Origin of the sequence: Oceanobacter antarcticus, assembly GCF_044962685.1 — a bacterium.
Lineage (GTDB): Bacteria > Pseudomonadota > Gammaproteobacteria > Pseudomonadales > Oceanobacteraceae > Oceanobacter > Oceanobacter antarcticus.
Window position 1 is genome coordinate 67,775 of record NZ_JBBKTX010000022.1, and the last position, 17,888, is coordinate 85,662.

The window sequence follows — 17,888 nt, forward strand, 5'->3', positions numbered from 1 at the left end:
CTACTTTACGTGTTGGAGAGCGATATTGGCTTGAACTGCTGCTGTAGCCCCGGAAGGCGCAGTGTATACCGCCGCGTTAAAAAAGTGTTCCAGGTCGCGGGTCAGTGTGCGGGCGGCCATGGAAGGATTGTCCGAGTTGATGTACTGGCTGACCGAAAGCAGCGGCTGGACGTCGAGGGTCATACAGACCTTGCGCGCCGGTACCTGATACCATTTGATCTCTTTGGTCAGTGCCGCTGGCTCGCAACGGATCAATACCGGGCGGATATCCGTGGCGGTCTTGATGGCGATATTGGCCGCACCCCGTTTCAGTACCACCGGTTGGCCAGCGACAGTACGGGTGCCTTCCGGAAACAGAATCAGGTTATTACCACGGCGGAAGGATTCGCCAGCGGCCTCGATGATCTGCTCCGGTGTACTGTTGGCAATATATCCGGCCAGCTTGATGGGTCCTCGGGTAAACGGGTTTTTCAGCAGCTTGCCCTTCACGATACAGTCGGCATTGTGGGCAAAGGCAATCAGGAAAATGGTGTCGATCAAGGAGGGATGGTTGGCCAGAATCAGCTGGCCCGGTTGCTGTAACCATTCGATATTGTGGATGCGATACGACATGACCCCGGTTACCCGCATCAGCACAATAAAGGCATACATGGCGCCACTGACCAATCGTTTGCCAAGGCCCTGGCGCTGTTGGCGGTTGCGTACCAGTAACAGCAGCAAAGGGCTGACCAGCAGCGCAATCAGCGCGCCACCGATGCCAAACATGGCAAAACAGAAGGCGGTTGCCAGGGTGCGCCAGAGGCGACTCAGCCATGGCATCATGGCTGGGCCTGCCGGTACTCAATCGCGGCGACGGCGAGTGGCAAGCAGGTTATGGCGCCGTTCAGTAGCGCACAGACATCCGCCAGCTGTGCCAATATTGGACGTGTCTGGCCTGATCCGGCAGTAAAGTCGATGCAATAGTAGTGTTCGCCCGGTTGCTCCAGCAGCATGGCGATGGCGTAGGGTGCGGGGGGATCCATGCAGCTGCCCTGATACAGCTCGGGCAGTGGCAGATCGTGAACCACACAGAGTACCGTGTCGGTGCCAGAATCGGCCAGCATCATGGCGGCTTCGGTCAGGGCGTTGACGAAGCTATCCGGCCCGGCGGCAATGGCACTGATATTGGAAGTATTACCGGTGGCAATCGACAACATGCCGCTGACCGCATTGTGTACCGACAGGCTGAAAGCCATGGGAGACGGCGTCTCATTCTGAACCAGGGTCGACAGAATCTCGATGGAGCGGTGGATTTCCCCGTGGCGGCTGCAGAATACCATTGGCATCACCGGCTGGTGCTCAATCAGGGCCGAGCATACCGACACTGCCAGCTTGCCTTGCTCGCCGAGACGCCGACGCATCATTGCAGGAATCAGTCCCAGCGCCAGCGTATCAACCCGATGAGGTTGCTCATCGGCGGCTTCTGCTGGCATCCAGACTGCCCAATCCCTGATGCTGAAATTGATACCAGACACGGAACACTCTCATCCATATAATTGGCCGCGTATTGTACTGGCCAAACATCGTCAGGCAAGCGCCGTGACTGGCGCAAACCATCCATTCGACTATTTTTTCGACAAATAAGGTCATGACTGCTAACCCCGATTCTGCACCCTGTTGGCTGCTGCTGGCTGAATCATCAGCTATTTCACCTCCTTCCCCCCACGACTGGCTAACGCCATCGGAACAGCGGCGTTTGCAGCAACTGAGGGCTGTACGTCGACAGCAGAGTTTTTTATATGGTCATTACCTGTTGCGGCTGGCCTTGAGTGAATATCTTGGTGGAACACCTCTGCAGTGGCAGGTGGAGCAGCGTGACAGCGGTCGCTTGTGGCTCTCGAATGATGGTTATCAACACATCGGTGTGTCGTTGTCACACAGCGGTGACTGGTTTGCCTGCGCAATTGCGGTAGGCCCGGTCGGGGTTGATATCGAACAGATCAAACCCCGTGCAGCGCTGGCCGATATGGTGGAATCGTACGGCTCGCCAGCACTGCAACAGCGCTGGCAAGTACTGCCTGAGGCGCAACGGCTGAGAGAGTGGTATCGCTGGTGGTGCTGTTATGAAAGTGGGGTAAAGCAGCAAGGCCGGGGAATTGATCTGGCGGAGTTTGGCAGAATGAGATTACTGCTTGTCGCGACTGACGGCGGGGAAGCAGCAGCCTGTGGGTTGGAGAAAGCTGTGAGTTTTCACCACTCCGGCTCCATCTGCTGGAGCCGGAGGTTTGATCATTTGATGCTGGCGGTGACCACGGCGTCGGCCTGTCGTTTGTTCGCGCCGCGTTGGTTGTCTGGCCGCCAGAAATTGCCCGATCCGGAAGGCGCTAGCTAGCGTCGATACCGAGCGTTGGTTATTGACCTTGGAGTGATAACGCCCGGACTGGCCGGGCGTTATATTTGGGCAGCACCGCGTGAAAGCGGCGCTAAACAGTGCATCAGCCCTGCAGCAAGCCGATATCGGCGATACCAACAAACATGGCGCGCAGCTGTTTCAACAGCGCCAGCCGGTTGTTTTTAATCGCGTCGTCGTCAGCCATGACCATAACGTTGTCGAAGAACTCGTCCACGACGTTGCGCAGTTGCGACAGCGCATTTAATGCGCCTTGATAGTCGCCTCTGGCCAGTAGTGGCGAGGTCAGGTCAGCGAGGCCGGTCATTTCTTCGAACAGGGCTTTTTCCTGCGCCTGTTGCAGCAGCGCGGCATCAACGCTTGCGGTGACTTGGTCGCCGTTGTTTTTGGCCAGAATATTGGCCACCCGCTTGTTGGCCGCCGCCAGTGCTGCCGCAGATTCCAGCTGGCTGAAGGCGTGTACCGCTTTGACTCGACGGTCGATGTCGAGCGGCCGGGTGATGCCCAGTGCCCGCACGGCCTGGAAGACCTCGGCAGGGATGTTGGCGTCCTGATACCAGGCGCTGAAGCGATCCAGCAGGTACTCGGTCAGGGTAGCCTTGGTCTCGGCTTTCAGCTCAATGGCCCAGCTGTTATCGAGTGCCCAGTCGAGCAGTTCTGACAGGTCTACGTTGATCTGCTTTTCCACCAGAATACGCAGCACGCCCAGCGATGCCCGCCGCAGCGCAAACGGGTCTTTGGAGCCGGTTGGCAGTTGGCCGATGCCAAACAGGCCTACCAGTGAATCGAGCCGATCGGCCAGCGCAATGGCGGTGCCAGTGGCGCTGGCGGGCAGTTCATCACCGGCGAAGGCGGGCATGTATTGTTCGATCATGGCTGCTGCGACGTCGGCGTGTTCGCCGTCGTGTTCCGCATAGTATTTACCCGCCAGCCCTTGCAGGTCGGTGAACTCGAACACCATGTTGGAGACCAGGTCGTTTTTGCACAGCCTGGCGGCACGTTCCACCAGTGCGGTATCGGCGTTCATAACGCGGGCTATTTTTTGCCCCAGGGTGGAGATGCGACGAGCCTTGTCGGCAATGGAGCCAAGGGTGTTGACCCAGACGACGTTTTCGAGCTTGGCAAAGCGGCTTTCCAGTGGCTGCTTGCGGTCGGTATCCCAGAAAAATTTGGCATCGGCCAGACGTGGGCGAATCACTTTTTCGTTACCGGAAATCACCTGGGCCGGATCTTTCGACTCGATGTTGGCGACGGTGATGAAGTTGTTCAGCAGCTGACCGTCTTTCATCACATGGAAGTATTTCTGGTGTTCTTTCATGGATGACACCAGCGCTTCGGCGGGCACGGTGAGGAAGCTCTCGTCGAAGGAACCAGAGAGCGCTACCGGCCACTCGTTGAGGGCGGTGACTTCTTCCAGCAAATCGTCGCTGATCACCGCTTCACCGCCGAGTTTTTCACCTGCGGCTTTGACTTGTGTGGCAATCAGCTCGGAGCGTTCGGCAAAGCTGGCCATCACGTAGGCCGCTCGCAAGGCGCTTTCGTACTCCGCCGGTGAGTGAATGGTCACATCGCCGGGCGCGTGGAAACGGTGGCCACGGGAGGTATTTCCGGCTTGCAGGGTGAGGACTTCGCCGTCCACCACGTCGTTACCAAACAGCATGACCAGCCACTGTACCGGGCGTACGAATTCAACCCGTGAGGCACCCCAACGCATGCGCTTGGGAATGGGCAGCTTGTCGAGGCTGGTCTGGACGATGGCAGGCAGCAGCTCAACGGTGTCTTTACCCAAAATGGTGCGCTGAATCATCAGCTTGCCTGCGTTTTTACCGGCTGATTCAGGCGCGGTTTGCAATTCGCTGGCATCGACTCCGGCACGGGCGGCAAAACCGGCAGCGGCTTTGGTGAGGTTGCCATCGGCATCGTAGGCAATTTTGGCCGGTGGGCCGTAGAGGGTTTCTTGTTGGTCGGCCTGTTTTTCGGCCAGCTCGGCAAGACGTACCGCCATCCGGCGCGGTGCGGCAAATATCTCGACGTCACTGGCGTCCAGTCCGGCGTCTTTCAGGCCACTGACAATGCCATTGGCAAAGGCTTCAGACAGGGCTTTGAGGGCCATCGGCGGCAGTTCTTCGGTACCCAGTTCGACCAGAAAATCACGGGTGCTCATTATTTTTTCTCCTGGGCTTGCTTGGCAGCGGCTTTCGCAGCAGTTTTGGCGGCTTTTTCTGCGGCCAGGGCCTTGTCGTCTGCATATTTGGCCAATACTTCTGCCCGTGGGCCTGCGTCAGCCAAGGGGAAACCTTTTTCGGCCCGACTGGTAAAATAAGCATGCGCGACGGCACGGGCCAGAGTACGGACACGCAGGATATAGCCTTGACGCTCGGTGACCGAAATAGCGCCACGGGCATCCAGCATATTGAAGGTGTGCGAGGCTTTTAATACCTGCTCATAGGCGGGCAGCGGCAAGCCAGCGTCGATCAGCCGGATACAGTCTTTTTCATACTGGTTAAACGCGGTGAAGAGGAAATCGACATCGGCGTGTTCGAAGTTGTAAGCGGATTGCTCGACTTCGTTCTGGTGGAAGACGTCGCCATAGGTCACGGCCTTGCCATCTGGGCCGTAAGTCCAGACCAGGTCGTAAACGGAATCAACTTCTTGCAGGTACATGGCAATGCGTTCGAGGCCGTAGGTGATCTCCCCCGTGACCGGATAACATTCGAGCCCACCGGCCTGCTGGAAGTAGGTGAACTGGGTCACTTCCATTCCGTTGAGCCACACTTCCCAACCCAGACCCCAGGCACCCAGAGTGGGGGATTCCCAGTTATCTTCGACAAAGCGGATGTCATGCACCAGCGGGTCAATCCCCAACGCCTTGAGGGAATCCAGGTATTTTTCCTGAAAGTCAGCCGGGTTGGGCTTCATTACGACCTGAAATTGGTAGTAGTGCTGCAGACGATTGGGGTTTTCACCATAACGGCCATCGGTGGGACGACGGCTGGGCTGGACGTAGGCCGAGTTCCAGTTTTCCGGGCCAATGGCGCGCAGAAAGGTGTGTACATGGAAAGTACCGGCACCGACTTCGAGATCCAGCGGCTGGTTGATAACACAGCCCTGATCGGACCAGTATTCTTGCAGGGTGGCAATCAGACCCTGAAAGGTTTTGACGTTATGACGACTCTGGCTCACAGCAATAACCCTTTGGCGGTTCGATCTGCCCGCTTAGATCAGGCAAAAATAGAAAGACGCGGGATTATAGCAGCCGTCAAGGGGGATAACAGGGGGCAGGGGGTGTTGAGCGTCACTTGATGGCGAGTATCGGTGCGCCTGCGCCGGGCAGACCTGCGTTGCCCGGATTGTGTTTGGGGGCGTTCTTAATGATTGAACCGAGCCTGCTGAGCGCCCGTTGGTTTCAGAACAAGGTATGAGGAGCGCGGTTTAGCGAGTTAAATAATTGAGAACGCCTCTAATAATGCGGTAAGTAAATGCTGACGTCAGCGCCGCCCTTGGGCAGGTTGCCACAGCGGATGCGGCCATGGCTGTCGCCAAAGACGTGGTGCCGGGCGATTTCTTCGACCAGGTAAAGACCCAGGCCACTGCCGCCATTTTTGGTGGTGATCTGTTCACCGTTGAGCACGCTCTGGTCGAATCCGTGGCCGTTGTCTTCGACTCGAAAGATCAGGCTGTCATTATCAATGGCGGCGCTGAGGCGAATGCGGGTCGAACCCGCCTGGGCGCTGTTGGTAATCAGGGTGACCAGCGCCATATGAATCAGGTCTTCGCTGTAAAACCCCTGAATGGCTTCGTCGATGTCGTTCTCGAAGCGGATGTTGGGGAACTGCAGTTGGGTCGATTCGATGGCATCGAGGGCGGTATCGTGGGGCCAGGCATCGTCGAGCGGGAAATCGCGTTCTTTTTCCATCCGAAACAGCGTCATCATCTGGATGGCATCGTTTTGCAGGCGATTGGTATTTTGCAGAATCGGTTTCAGATAGGCGTGGTAGCGTTCAGGAATGTGGGCCAGGGCTTCCTGTTCACAGGCCAGCAAGGTTTGTAGCTGGTTTTTGAGGTCGTGGATGACTGCACCGACCATGTAATCAAATTTCATGAAGCTGGCTCCTGGAGCAAGCGGGTAAAGTTGTTCTTCAGGCGCTGGAAGCGCTCAAATCGTTCATCGGTATTGCCAACGACGCCAATACGCTGAAACAGTGGCCGGCATTGAAACAACAGTTGGCGGCGCTGATCCTGTGAACAAGGGCCGTAATGGATCAGGCTGACCCGCACCTGAATGGCGTTCAGCAAGACGCTGACTCCGGCTTCGCTGTAGTCGGCGGCTTCATCAAACGCTTTCATGGCACGAATGTACTCACCCTGTTCATACAGGCTGACGCCTTCGGCGTTGACCTGATCACTGTGCTGGCGGATAGCGGCTTCATTCAGGGTATTGGCCTGCTGCTCAACCCGTGCTTGCTGGGCAGCGCTGAGAGTCATGCCCTTGACGGTACGGAGCAGGTCTTCGGCCCGTACATGTTCGCCGCACTGAATCATGGTTGAGGTCAGCGACAAGGCATCGTCGGCATCGGGTACTTCCATCTCCCGGAACAGGTGTTCTGCTGCATTCAGCCGCAGTAAGCCACGTTCCAGCAAGCCCATTGCATGGCAGATACGCGCTTGGGCCAGTACTCCGGCGTATTTTAAAGCGATGCTTTGACTGAAGTCCTGTTGCAGATCCGTCAGTACACGCTGCACTTTATCGCCGAGGCGCTTGTATGTCACCTTGTCTGATTCGATTAATGGCAGGGCGGCATCGGCGTAGTTGAGGTAGGCATCGATGCTCTTGTAGCAGGAATGACGTCCCAGTCGCACCGCTTGTTCAAAAGCGCTGGCGGCGACTTGCCACTCCTGGTTTTGCAGTGCCAGCTGTCCGAGTTCGCGCTGTCGCAATACCGCTCTGGGAGAAATCTCGACCGCTTTGACCAATAATTTCTGCGCATAGACCTGGTCGCCCAGCGAGAGGTAGATACGGGCCATCCAGTCGTAGCATTGCACATGCCGGGGTTGGCGTCGGAGGGTTTCTTTCAGGAGCGCCAGGGCGCTGAGGGAATCTCCCAGTTTGTGCATGCAGATGGCCTGGCCCAGCCGCGCCCAGGAGTGAAAGTGCTGGTTTAACACCATAGAGTAGACCCGAATGGCGTTGTTGTATTCTTCCTGATGGATGTACAGCGGCCCCAGACCTCGTGAGACCAATGCCATCATCCGTGGTTGTGATGCGATCAGGCGTTCTGCTTCCGCAATGGCTTCCTGGGTTTTTCCGGCATCCATCAATTGATGCATGCTGGCCATGATGCGACGCCCCTGCATGATGCGGCCAAGCCGCTGACTGAGGGATTTTAGGGTGATGGGTTTGGTGATGTAGGAATCCGGTTCATATTCCAGTGCCCCCATGACCATATCCGAGGCATTTTCTCCGGTCACCATGATGAAAATTGAACGCGCCCGCAGACGTTTGGTGTAACGGGCTTCTTCCAGCACCTGTTGGCCGTCCTTGCCCCTGCCCAGATTATAATCAGAGAGCACCAGATCGTAATCGGTGTCGTTGATCATCATGATGGCCTGATCTCCGTCGACTGCGGTATCGATTCTCTCTGCCCCCAGTTCGGTCAACATGCGTTTCATGATACTGCGCGAATCCACCAGATCATCAATGACCAGAATACGCTGATTGCTGAGGTTAAGATTAGAAGACGACATGCAACACCCTGTAGTTGATTTAAAGAGTGTAGCAAAGGCTGGTTGCTATAAGACTTGCCTGTAAAAGTACAGGTCGTACACTGCGGTTTTCAATTTCTGTCAGTGAGGATCCGTGAAACAGATTGCCGGATATTTGATGATTGTCCTTGTCCGCTTGTTGGGGCTGTTATCGCTGGGGATGGCGCAACGTATTGGCCGGATTCTGGGCTGGTCGCTATGGATCCGGCGGACACGGGCGCGAGAAGTAGCGCGGGTTAATCTGGCGCTGACATACCCGCACCTGAGTGAACAGGAGCGGAATCAGATGCTCCGGAATACCTTGAGACACAACGGTATGGTGGGCACCGAAATGGGGGTGTTCTGGGGTAAGGAGATCAGCGATGTGCTTGGGCTGATACGGCAAGTGCACAATTCGCAGCTATTGGACGAAGCGTTGGCCGATACACGCGGACTGTTGATTTTGGCACCTCATATCGGTAACTGGGAGCAACTGAACATGTATCTCAGTGACCGTTGTCGGCTCACCATTATGTTCAAACCAGCAAAAAACCCTTATTTTGATGAGTGGATGCGCAGGCGTCGGGAAAAAGGCGGAGCAACACTGGTGCCGACCACCGCCAGTGGCGTCAGGACGTTGTTCAAGACGTTACAAAAAGGCGGCGTCGCAGGTTTTTTACCCGATCAGGAGCCGCAGCGTCGCAGCGGTGTGATGGTGCCCTTTATGGGTGTGCCGACGTTGACGCCGCGTATGCCCTACGAGTTGTTGCAGCGTACCGGTGCCAGGGCCGTGATGGCGTATGCACTGCGGCGACCGGATGCCAGCGGCTTTGATATCCACTTTATTGAACCGGACGCCGAGATTTACAGCGACAATGCTGAAGCCGCCTGTGCGGCACTGAATCGCAGTGTTGAGCAGGTGGTTGCCGCTGCCCCGGAGCAATACCAGTGGACTTACAAACGTTTCAAACGTCAGCCGGACGGCATTCCCAGCCCGTATGCGGCTGCCGGAGTTCCTTGATTAGGTGCCGGGCAGCCGGGCAGAGGGTAGGTAATAATCAGCCGCGCCAGAACGCGGGGCTGATCAGCACCAGCAAGGTAAAAATTTCCAGTCGTCCGAGCAGCATGGTCAGGGCGCAAATCCACTTTGCGGCATCGCTGATATCACCGTAGTGAGTGGCCACTTCGCCGAGGCCGGGGCCAAGATTGTTGAGGCAAGCACCGACAGCAGAGAAGGCCGTCACATGGTCAAGCCCGGTGGCCAGTAACAACAGCATCATCACCATGTAGGTCATCACGTACAGGGCAAAAAATCCCCATACTGCTTCCAGTACCCGCTCAGGAACCGGTTGGCGGCCAATCTTGACCGGAATCACGGCGTTGGGGTGAATCAGGCGATTAATTTCACGATTGCCCTGCTTGAAAATCAGCAGCACCCGAATCACCTTCATGCCACCGCCGGTTGATCCGGCACAGCCGCCAATAAACGCCATCATAAACAGCAACACCGGCAGGAAGATCGGCCAGACAGAAAAGTCGGCGGTAGCGAAGCCCGTGGTCGTGGCGACCGAGACGGTTTCGAAAATACCGTAACGAATGGCCTCTGGCAGCTCGTAGGTATTGGTCAGCCAGAGCGCCGGAATGGTCAGGCCAATACCGCCCGCCATCACGGCAAAAAAGAACTTCAGTTCGGAGTCGCGGAGAAAATGGATCAGCGAATGATAGCGCCAGGCATAAAAATGCAGGGCAAAATTGAGTGATGAAATCAGCATGAAAAATACCGCAATCATCTCAATCGTGGCGCTGTTAAAGTAGCCCATGGAGGCGTCGTGGGTCGAAAAGCCACCAATCGCAACCGTAGCGAAACTGTGACCAATGGCATCAAAAGGCGTCATGCCCGCAAGCCAGTAACCCAGCGCACAGGCGATGGTCAGGCTGAGGTAAATATACCAAAGCGCCTTGGCCGTTTCGGTAATACGGGGAGTCAGTTTCGAGTCTTTTAACGGCCCCGGAGTTTCGGCCCGGAACAACTGCATGCCACCGATACCGAGCATCGGCAACACCGCCACCGCCAGCACGATAATCCCCATACCGCCCAGCCACTGCAGCTGCTGGCGATACCAGAGAATGCTTTTCGGCAGTTCATCCAGCCCGGTCATAATGGTGGCCCCGGTGGTGGTCCAGCCGGATAGCGATTCAAAAAAGGCGTCGGTAAAGCTCAGTCCCGGATTTTCCGACAACATAAATGGAAACGAACCCGACAGCGCCAGCACAATCCAGAACAGTACGGTAATGACGAACCCGTCCCGTGTGCGCAGGTCATGATGAACATGCCGTACTGGCAACCAGCACAGGAAACCCAGGCCAAAAGTGAGACCCAGAGCGCTGATAAAAGCTTGCAGCGCGTCGTCGTGAAACCATATAGAGACCAGGATGGGGGGCAGCATGGTCAGGCTGAACAACATCAGAAAGATACCCAGTACCCGCGCAATCACGGAGATATGCATAATCCGGTTCGCCTTACATCTGTTATTAGAAGAAACCCAGGCCAACCTGGAACAGTCGTTCCACATCGGCAATATGACGTTTGTCCATCACGAACAGAATGACGTGATCATCGGACTCCACGACCACTTCCGAGGTCGCCATAATTACTTCTTCACCACGCACGATGGCACCAATGGTGGTGCCTGGTGGCAGCTGGATTTCACGAATGGCCTTACCCACGACCTTGGAAGAGAGGCTGTCGCCGTGGGCGATGGCCTCAATGGCTTCGGCGGCACCGCGCCGTAACGAGTGGACGTTGACCACGTCGCCACGCCGGACGTGGGTTAACAGGCTGCCAATGGTGGCCTGCTGGGGAGAGATGGCGACGTCAATGGTGCCGCCCTGCACCAGGTCGACATAGGCGGCCTTGTTGATCAGAGTCATTACCTTGCGGGCACCAAGTCGCTTGGCCAGTAACGACGACATGATATTTACTTCATCATCGTTGGTGAGGGCGCAGAATACATCGGTATTCTCGATATTTTCTTCTTCCAGCAGCGCCTTGTCGGTGGCGCTGCCCATCAGCACAACGGCGCGGTTGAGGTTTTCGCTGAGAAAGCGGGCCCGTGCCCGATCATGCTCCAGCAGCTTGATGTGGTAATCCTTTTCCAGCGCCCGTGCGAGTCGATAACCAATGTTGCCACCACCGGCAATAATAATGCGCTTGTAGGAATCTTCGCTGCGGCGCAGCTCTGCCATTACCTTTTTGATATGGGCGTTGGCAGCCACAAAGAACACTTCGTCATCGGCTTCGATGACGGTATCACCGGTCGGCTCAATCGCCTTGCCGCGCCGGAAGACAGCCGCCACGCGGGTATCAACATCGGGCAAATGGCTTTTTAATTGCTGGATCGCCTGACCCACCAGCGGGCCACCGTAATAGGCTTTGACGGCCACCAGCTGCACCCGTTCGTCAGCAAAATCGAGTACCTGCAAGGCACCGGGGTATTCCAGCAAGCGGCGGATGTAGTTGGTAACCACTTGCTCCGGGGAAATCAGCACATCGATAGGAAAAGCATCAATGCGGAACAGATCTGGTTGCTTGAGATAAGCATTAGAGCGAATCCGGCTGATTTTGGTTGGTGTGCGGAACAGCGAGTAGGCCACCTGGCAGGCCACCATATTGGTTTCATCGGAGTTGGTAACGGCCACCAGCATGTCGGCATCGTCAGCCCCGGCTTCGCGCAAAACGTAGGGGTAAGAGCCATGGCCCGCAACGGTCTTGATGTCGATACGATCCTGCAGCTCGCGCAGCCGCACCTGGTCGGTATCCACCACCGTGATGTCATTGTGTTCAACAGCAAGGTTTTCAGCCAGTGTGCCGCCGACCTGGCCAGCCCCCAGAATAATAATTTTCATGGCTACACAGAGTCCCCATGTTCAGTGGCGGATGCGGTTGTCACCTGTTTGTGTAACAACGCCAGATAAAAGCCATCGCTGCTGTCCGCAGTCGGGAACAGCTGGCGTCCGGCATTACAGGCCGTTCCCCATGGCTTGTCCAGTGGCAAAATACGGGCTTCGCCTGCGATGTTGATCTGCGTCCGTTGTACAAAGGCTTCAATTTGCTGGCTGTTTTCCTGTGGCAATACTGAGCAAGTGGCATACAGCAGTCGACCACCGGGTTTCAGCATCCGCCAGCAGGCATCCAGCAGCTGCGCTTGTAGCTCGACCAATGGGTCAATATCTTCCCGTCGCCGCAACAGCTTGATATCCGGGTGACGACGAATCACGCCGGTGGCGGAACAGGGGGCGTCCAGCAAGATGGCATCGAACAGCTCGCCATCCCACCAGCGATCTGTATCGCCGACGTCGGCACTGATGAGTTGGGCGGAGAGTTTCAGACGAGCAAGATTTTCTTCGACTCTGACCATGCGGCCGGGTTCGAGATCGACGGCGGTCAGATTAATATCGGCCAGTTCCAGCAGGTGGCAGGTTTTACCACCGGGAGCCGCGCAGGCATCCAGAATCCGTTCGCCATCCTCGGGTGCGAGCAACTCGGCGGCCAGCTGGGCGGCTTCGTCTTGCACACTGACATCGCCGTCGGCAAAGCCGGGCAGGGTGGTGACATCACAGCGGTCGCGCAGATAAATCCCCTGATGGGAGAACGGTGCCGGGCGAGCCTCGATCCCTTGTGCCTGCAGTTGCGCTAAATAGGCGTCGCGTTCAACGTGGCGGCGGTTTACCCGCAAGCAGAGCGGTGGCAGCTGGTTGTTGTTGTGCAGAATATCAGACCATTGTGCTGGCCAGGCTTTGGTCAGCATTTTTACCAGCCACTTGGGGTGGCTGGTGGCGGTCACCGGGTTGTCGGCCAGTTGCGCTGACAGCAGCGCTTGTTCGCGTTGATAGCGGCGCAGGCAGGCGTTGATCACCACTCTGGCTTGGCCGTGGCCCAGTTCGTCACAGGCATCAACGGTGGCGTGCACTGCGGCGTGGGCCGCCTTGTGCTGGATTTCCAGCTGGTACAAGCCGACGATCAGCAGGCAGTGCATGACTTCCTGTTCATCGTTGAAGGCATTGTTGAGCAATATTTTGGCGATGGCATTAAGGCGAAAATAATAACGACAACTCCCCAGCAGCAAGTCGCGCAGAAAACCGCGATCGACGTCATCAACCTGGCCTTCCAGCGTTGGCAGCAAGGTATTCAGTGACTGGCCGCCTTCGACCAGATACAGACCAATAGCGGCCAAGGCGCGAGGATCACGGGTTGGCGTAGACAGCAGGGGGTGAGTTCGGCTCAAAGGGAGGACGCCAGTACGTAGTTGGGTTGAAACAGCTGCGGCTGACCATTAATGACGTCGGCCACATTCATGGGTTTTTTGCCTGCCAGTTGCACACGGGTCAGCCGTAGCAGACCTTCGGCACAGGCGATGTCCAGCCCTTCATGACTGACTGCTACTATGGTGCCAGGAGCAGAGCCAGAGTTTCCAGGCGGTGCCGGTGTCATGGATGCCTCTGCACCCTCTGCATCCTCTGCACCATTTGCTGGTTGCAGCGTGTTGGTCGTTAGCGACGTGGCCGCCAATACCCGGATGCGCTCGTTACCGAGCAGGGTGTAGGCCATCGGGAAAGGATTAAAGGCGCGCACCCTTAGTGCCAGCTCATCCGCTGGTTGTTGCCAGTCGATCAGCGCTTCTTCCTTGGTCAGCTTGTGGGCATAGTTGGCGAGGGCGTTATTCTGCTTTTCCGGCATCAGGGTTCCGGCTTCGAGCTGGTGCAGCGTTGCCAGTAGCACCGGCGGGCCGATGGCGGCCAGTCGGTCGTGCAAGCTGCCGCCGGTATCATCACTGAGGATGCCGGTAGTGACTTTGCTTAACATGTCGCCGGTATCTAGGCCGACATCCATCTGCATGATGGTGATGCCCGTGAGTTTGTCGCCCGCTTCGATGCAGCGCTGAATCGGTGCGGCACCGCGCCAGCGTGGTAGCAAGGAGGCATGGACGTTGAGACAGCCGTACTTCGGGGTATCCAGTACGACGTTGGGCAGAATCAGGCCATAGGCAACCACAATCATCACATCGGCGTTTAAGGCGGCGAGCTGCTCGACGCTTGCAGGCGTCTTGAAGTTCAGCGGCTGCAATACCGGCAGGTGGTGTTGCAGCGCCAACTGCTTGACCGGGCTGGGCTGCAGTTTTTTGCCACGTCCGGCGGGACGATCCGGCTGACTGTAAACACCAACAATGTCATGTTCGCTGGCGATCAGCGCGTGCAGATGGGTCGCGGCAAAATCCGGCGTACCAGCAAAGACGATGCGCAGCGCCATCAGCGTTTGCCCTGGCGTGCTTCAGCCTTATGCTTTTTCTCCAGCTTGTCCTTGATGCGATTACGCTTCAGCGGCGAAATGTAATCGACCATCAGCTTGCCTTCGAGGTGATCGACTTCATGCTGGATACAGACCGCCAACAGGCCGGTACACTCCAGCTCGAACGGCTGGCCGTCCTTGTCGATTGCCGTGACCAGGCAGTGCTCAATGCGGGTAACATCTTCATAAAACCCCGGCACCGACAGGCAACCTTCCTGCATGGTTTCCAGCTCCCCTTCGAGGACCTGGATCTCAGGATTGATAAACACCAGCGGTTCGGTCTTGTCTTCGCTCACATCAATCGTAATGATGCGCTCGTGGACATTAACCTGCGTCGCAGCCAGACCAATGCCGGGTGCGTCGTACATGGTGTCGAACATATTGTTGATGATCGTGCGGATACGCTCATCAACCTGTGTGACCGGCGCGGCGACAGTGCGCAAACGTGGGTCGGGATACTCAAGTATTTCCAGAATGGCCATAGATCAACTGTGCTTATAGAACTTGATGGTGGTGGCTTGTTAAACTTGCCCGGTTGCAACTTCCGGCACGGGCTGGTGTTAACCTGTCCAGCTTAGCCTGCCACCACCCCGGTGAATACGATTAACGTTAGTATCGGAATGATAAAGGGAATAGAGGATGAGCAAAACCATCAAGCGCCTGCTGTTTGCCGCGCTGATTTGTGTAACGGCGAATGTTTCGGCGTTGCAGCTGTTGCCGAACGCACCTCAGGAGTACGTGGTTGTGAAAGGCGATACCCTTTGGGATATTTCTGCTCGCTATACCAACAACCCTTGGAAGTGGCCGGAAATCTGGTATCAGAACCCGCAAATCAGCAATCCTCACCTGATTTTTCCGGGTGATGTGATTGGTCTGGTTACCATCGACGGTCAGACCCGCGTCAGTGTGGTTAGCCGGGGGGACGCCAGTCGCACGGTGAAACTCAGCCCCGGCATGGTCAAATTGCAGCCAACGGCACGGATAGAATCGATTGAATCGGCGATTCCGGCGATTCCGGCTGGGGCCATCCGCAGTTATCTGCGCGAGCACCGGGTCGTTGATGGTGAAATCTTGCGTAATTCGCCGCGTATTCTGTCGGGTGTTGATGACCATTTGCTGATGGGCGCTGGCAGCTCTGTGTATGCCCGTGGTGATTTCAAACTCCACAACGCCAATGCGTTTGGCATTTTCCGCCAGGGCCAGCTGTATAAAGATCCCGAGACCGACGAAATTCTGGGCCTTGAGGCCATCGATATTGGTCTGGCACGAGTGATTGCCCGTGATGACGACATTGCCACCATTGAACTGGATCGGACTTATCAGCAAGTGGCCGTGGGTGACGTGTTGCTGCCGACCGAAGACCGTGAGCTGGTGACCCAGTTTTTCCCCAAAAGCCCCGAACATAAGGTCGTCGGTCAGATTCTGGCGGTATCCGGTGGTGTTTCCCAGGTCGGACAGTTTGATGTGGTGGTATTAAACCGGGGTGAGCGCGACTACCTTGAGCCGGGCGATGTACTGGTGATCAACAAAGCCGGTGCGGTAGTTTTTGACCGGGTCGCGGATGAAAAAGTCCGCATGCCGGAAGAGCGTGCTGGCACCATGATGGTGTTCCGCACTTTCGAAAAACTGTCCTACGCGCTGATCATGCGGGCGACACGTCCGCTGCGGGTCGGGGACAAGTTCGTTAATCCCTGACATCCGCCGGCAGCAGGGCTGGCATCAAGCGTAAAAACCTCAACAAAGCATCGCCCTGACCTCAGGGCGTCAAGGAGCAACGCTCATGGACGAGCTGTTATCTGCCTGGTGGCGACTGCGTCAAGTACGTGGCGTCGGTGCCACCACGCTCTACCAATTACGCGACCTGCTGGGCAGTCTTGATGCCTTGCCTGCTTGCTCCACCAGCGACTTGCTGGCACTGGGTCTGAAACCCGCCGTCGTGCAGCAATTTCAGCAACAACCCCTGACCGCCGCATTTGATGCCCTGCTGGAATGGCAAAAAACACCCGGTCAGGGGTTATTAACCTGCGATGACCCGTGTTATCCACCCGCCCTGGCCAGCCTGACGGATGCCCCCTTGTGGCTCTACTGGCGCGGCAATCCAGTGGTGTTGCAACAGCCGCTGGTAGCGATGGTCGGCAGTCGTAATCCAACCCCTTATGCTCGAGACTGGGCCAGACAATGCGCTGCCGATCTGGCGCGGGCGGGTGTTTGTGTGGTCAGCGGGTTGGCACTGGGTATCGACGGTGCTGCCCATCAGGGCGCACTGGAGGGGGCTGGCAGCACCATTGCGGTGCTCGGTTGTGGTGCCGATGTGGTTTATCCGAAACGCCATCGCCCCCTGTACGAACAGATTTATCAACGCGGGCTGATTTTGTCGGAACTGCCTGAGGGCACCCAGCCACAGGCGTCGTTTTTCCCCGGCCGCAACCGCATTGTCAGTGGCTTGTGCGGCGCGGTGATTGTGGTCGAAGCCGCGACCAAAAGCGGCTCGTTGATTACTGCTCGACTGGCCGCCCAACAGGGCCGGGATGTGATGGCCTTGCCCGGTGCTGTCACCAACCCGCTCGCTGCGGGCTGTCATCAACTGATTCGCGACGGTGCGCTGTTGGTGCGCGATGCCACCGACGTACTGCAAGAACTGGATATGCTCTGTCTGACTCCACCAGCCAGCGAACCGGCGCTCCAACCGTCGGTTCCGCCATTGGTAACCGAGCTGGACTTTGCCTCGACCACCAGCCTGGATGTGCTGGCCATCCGTACTGGCGAATCGGTTTCCTCGTTGATGGCGAATCTGCTGGAGCTGGAACTCGAAGGCTGGCTGGTACAGGAGCCGGGCGGTTATCGGCGTTTGCGCTGAGGGCTGGCCTGATTGGAGCCTAAGATACAGAGGGTTACCAGAGCCTGCTGCCCAGTCATCATGACCTCTCTGTTCTGAGGCTGATCCATTCAGCCGCATAAAGCTGGAGATTTGATTGATGAAAGGGCTTTTGCTCATGGTTCTGCTCCTCTCGAAAGAACTGCATGAATAAACAGAATACCAGTGCTGCAAATACAAACGTGCGTGTTGTGTCAGAATTAATTGCCTGTTTTTCCATCAGCTGTTAGCGTAAGTGGTCGACATAAGAGGCATTAGAGTATTGGGGAAAATGCTTTGCGTGCCATCAAGGATGGAAAAACACGCATGCGCGCTTAGTCGGGCAGGAACGGTTGGGTAGGTAATAAAATGATTAATAAAATCAAAAGCTTAAATGATATTTGCAACAAAATAAGCCACCGATAAAACGCGTATGCTCGTAAACGCTCAAACAACCCCATCTAAAATCACTACTCAATTCATTCTAAGCTGTCTTCAAATTCTTCAACGAGACAGCTCATGACTAAATCCGAACAATGGCAGCAGCACATCAACCT

Annotated in this window: 15 protein-coding genes; 4 read left to right on the forward strand and 11 right to left on the reverse strand. The window is 56.5% G+C overall.

Features of this window, described 5'->3' with window-relative positions; genetic code table 11:
* Together WG929_RS16435 and WG929_RS16440 are read right to left on the reverse strand one after the other, a co-directional pair.
* A complete protein-coding gene (locus WG929_RS16435; RefSeq protein WP_416206957.1) occupies positions 1-822 on the reverse strand; it encodes a lysophospholipid acyltransferase family protein in 822 nt (273 codons plus the stop codon).
* Positions 819-1,514: a beta-ketoacyl synthase chain length factor gene (locus tag WG929_RS16440; RefSeq protein WP_416206958.1), complete on the reverse strand. Its 696-nt coding sequence runs from the start codon at positions 1,512-1,514 to the stop codon at positions 819-821. The genes WG929_RS16435 and WG929_RS16440 overlap by 4 nt, the downstream gene beginning before the upstream one ends.
* Positions 1,515-1,627: 113 nt before the next feature.
* Here WG929_RS16440 and WG929_RS16445 point away from each other — a divergent pair, with 113 nt between their 5' ends.
* On the forward strand, positions 1,628-2,371 hold the full coding sequence (locus WG929_RS16445) for a 4'-phosphopantetheinyl transferase family protein (RefSeq protein WP_416206959.1): 744 nt from the start codon (positions 1,628-1,630) through the stop codon (positions 2,369-2,371).
* 103 nt (positions 2,372-2,474) lie between these two features.
* Here the strand turns inward: WG929_RS16445 and glyS are convergent, their stop codons facing one another.
* The 4 genes from glyS to WG929_RS16465 form a co-directional block, all read right to left on the reverse strand.
* On the reverse strand, positions 2,475-4,553 hold the full coding sequence (glyS, locus tag WG929_RS16450) for a glycine--tRNA ligase subunit beta (protein ID WP_416206960.1): 2,079 nt from the start codon (positions 4,551-4,553) through the stop codon (positions 2,475-2,477).
* Positions 4,553-5,572 carry a glycine--tRNA ligase subunit alpha gene (glyQ, locus tag WG929_RS16455; RefSeq protein WP_416206961.1) on the reverse strand — a complete coding sequence of 340 codons (1,020 nt, stop codon included), beginning with the start codon at positions 5,570-5,572 and terminating at the stop codon, positions 4,553-4,555. The genes glyS and glyQ overlap by 1 nt, the downstream gene beginning before the upstream one ends.
* A gap of 277 nt (positions 5,573-5,849) precedes the next feature.
* Positions 5,850-6,491: a sensor histidine kinase gene (locus WG929_RS16460; protein WP_416206962.1), complete on the reverse strand. Its 642-nt coding sequence runs from the start codon at positions 6,489-6,491 to the stop codon at positions 5,850-5,852.
* Positions 6,488-8,134: a response regulator gene (locus WG929_RS16465; RefSeq protein ID WP_416206963.1), complete on the reverse strand. Its 1,647-nt coding sequence runs from the start codon at positions 8,132-8,134 to the stop codon at positions 6,488-6,490. The genes WG929_RS16460 and WG929_RS16465 overlap by 4 nt, the downstream gene beginning before the upstream one ends.
* Positions 8,135-8,270: 136 nt before the next feature.
* Between WG929_RS16465 and WG929_RS16470 the strand changes: the two genes are divergently transcribed.
* Positions 8,271-9,152, forward strand: a complete 882-nt coding sequence (locus WG929_RS16470) for a lysophospholipid acyltransferase family protein (RefSeq protein ID WP_416206964.1) — start codon at positions 8,271-8,273, stop codon at positions 9,150-9,152.
* A gap of 37 nt (positions 9,153-9,189) precedes the next feature.
* Here WG929_RS16470 and WG929_RS16475 read toward each other — a convergent pair whose 3' ends face one another.
* From WG929_RS16475 to def, 5 genes are read right to left on the reverse strand one after another with little or no spacing between them, the layout of a single operon-like run.
* Positions 9,190-10,638: a TrkH family potassium uptake protein gene (locus WG929_RS16475; protein ID WP_416206965.1), complete on the reverse strand. Its 1,449-nt coding sequence runs from the start codon at positions 10,636-10,638 to the stop codon at positions 9,190-9,192.
* A gap of 25 nt (positions 10,639-10,663) precedes the next feature.
* Positions 10,664-12,037: a Trk system potassium transporter TrkA gene (trkA, locus tag WG929_RS16480; protein WP_416206966.1), complete on the reverse strand. Its 1,374-nt coding sequence runs from the start codon at positions 12,035-12,037 to the stop codon at positions 10,664-10,666.
* Positions 12,038-12,039: 2 nt separating this feature from the next.
* Positions 12,040-13,416: a 16S rRNA (cytosine(967)-C(5))-methyltransferase RsmB gene (rsmB, locus tag WG929_RS16485; RefSeq protein WP_416206967.1), complete on the reverse strand. Its 1,377-nt coding sequence runs from the start codon at positions 13,414-13,416 to the stop codon at positions 12,040-12,042.
* Positions 13,413-14,438, reverse strand: coding sequence for a methionyl-tRNA formyltransferase (gene fmt, locus WG929_RS16490; RefSeq protein WP_416206968.1), 1,026 nt, complete (start codon positions 14,436-14,438; stop codon positions 13,413-13,415). The genes rsmB and fmt overlap by 4 nt, the downstream gene beginning before the upstream one ends.
* Positions 14,438-14,959 (reverse strand): peptide deformylase, encoded by a 522-nt coding sequence (gene def / locus WG929_RS16495; protein ID WP_416206969.1) that lies wholly within the window; start codon positions 14,957-14,959, stop codon positions 14,438-14,440. The genes fmt and def overlap by 1 nt, the downstream gene beginning before the upstream one ends.
* 157 nt (positions 14,960-15,116) lie before the next feature.
* Between def and WG929_RS16500 the strand changes: the two genes are divergently transcribed.
* Entirely contained in the window at positions 15,117-16,172 is a 1,056-nt protein-coding gene (locus WG929_RS16500; RefSeq protein ID WP_416206970.1) for a LysM peptidoglycan-binding domain-containing protein, read from the forward strand.
* Between the two features lie 85 nt (positions 16,173-16,257).
* A complete protein-coding gene (dprA, locus tag WG929_RS16505; protein WP_416206971.1) occupies positions 16,258-17,334 on the forward strand; it encodes a DNA-processing protein DprA in 1,077 nt (358 codons plus the stop codon).
* Positions 17,335-17,888: the final 554 nt, after the last annotated feature.

Bases quoted from the DNA above. Each gene is read 5' to 3' on its own strand.
- WG929_RS16435 (WP_416206957.1), bottom strand. From the start codon at position 822: ATGATGCCATGGCTGAGTCGCCTCTGGCGCACCCTGGCAACCGCCTTC.
- WG929_RS16445 (WP_416206959.1), top strand. From the start codon at position 1,628: ATGACTGCTAACCCCGATTCTGCACCCTGTTGGCTGCTGCTGGCTGAA.
- glyS (WP_416206960.1), bottom strand. From the start codon at position 4,553: ATGAGCACCCGTGATTTTCTGGTCGAACTGGGTACCGAAGAACTGCCG.
- WG929_RS16460 (WP_416206962.1), bottom strand. From the start codon at position 6,491: ATGAAATTTGATTACATGGTCGGTGCAGTCATCCACGACCTCAAAAAC.
- WG929_RS16465 (WP_416206963.1), bottom strand. From the start codon at position 8,134: ATGTCGTCTTCTAATCTTAACCTCAGCAATCAGCGTATTCTGGTCATT.
- WG929_RS16470 (WP_416206964.1), top strand. From the start codon at position 8,271: ATGATTGTCCTTGTCCGCTTGTTGGGGCTGTTATCGCTGGGGATGGCG.
- WG929_RS16475 (WP_416206965.1), bottom strand. From the start codon at position 10,638: ATGCATATCTCCGTGATTGCGCGGGTACTGGGTATCTTTCTGATGTTG.
- trkA (WP_416206966.1), bottom strand. From the start codon at position 12,037: ATGAAAATTATTATTCTGGGGGCTGGCCAGGTCGGCGGCACACTGGCT.
- fmt (WP_416206968.1), bottom strand. From the start codon at position 14,438: ATGGCGCTGCGCATCGTCTTTGCTGGTACGCCGGATTTTGCCGCGACC.
- def (WP_416206969.1), bottom strand. From the start codon at position 14,959: ATGGCCATTCTGGAAATACTTGAGTATCCCGACCCACGTTTGCGCACT.
- WG929_RS16500 (WP_416206970.1), top strand. From the start codon at position 15,117: ATGAGCAAAACCATCAAGCGCCTGCTGTTTGCCGCGCTGATTTGTGTA.
- dprA (WP_416206971.1), top strand. From the start codon at position 16,258: ATGGACGAGCTGTTATCTGCCTGGTGGCGACTGCGTCAAGTACGTGGC.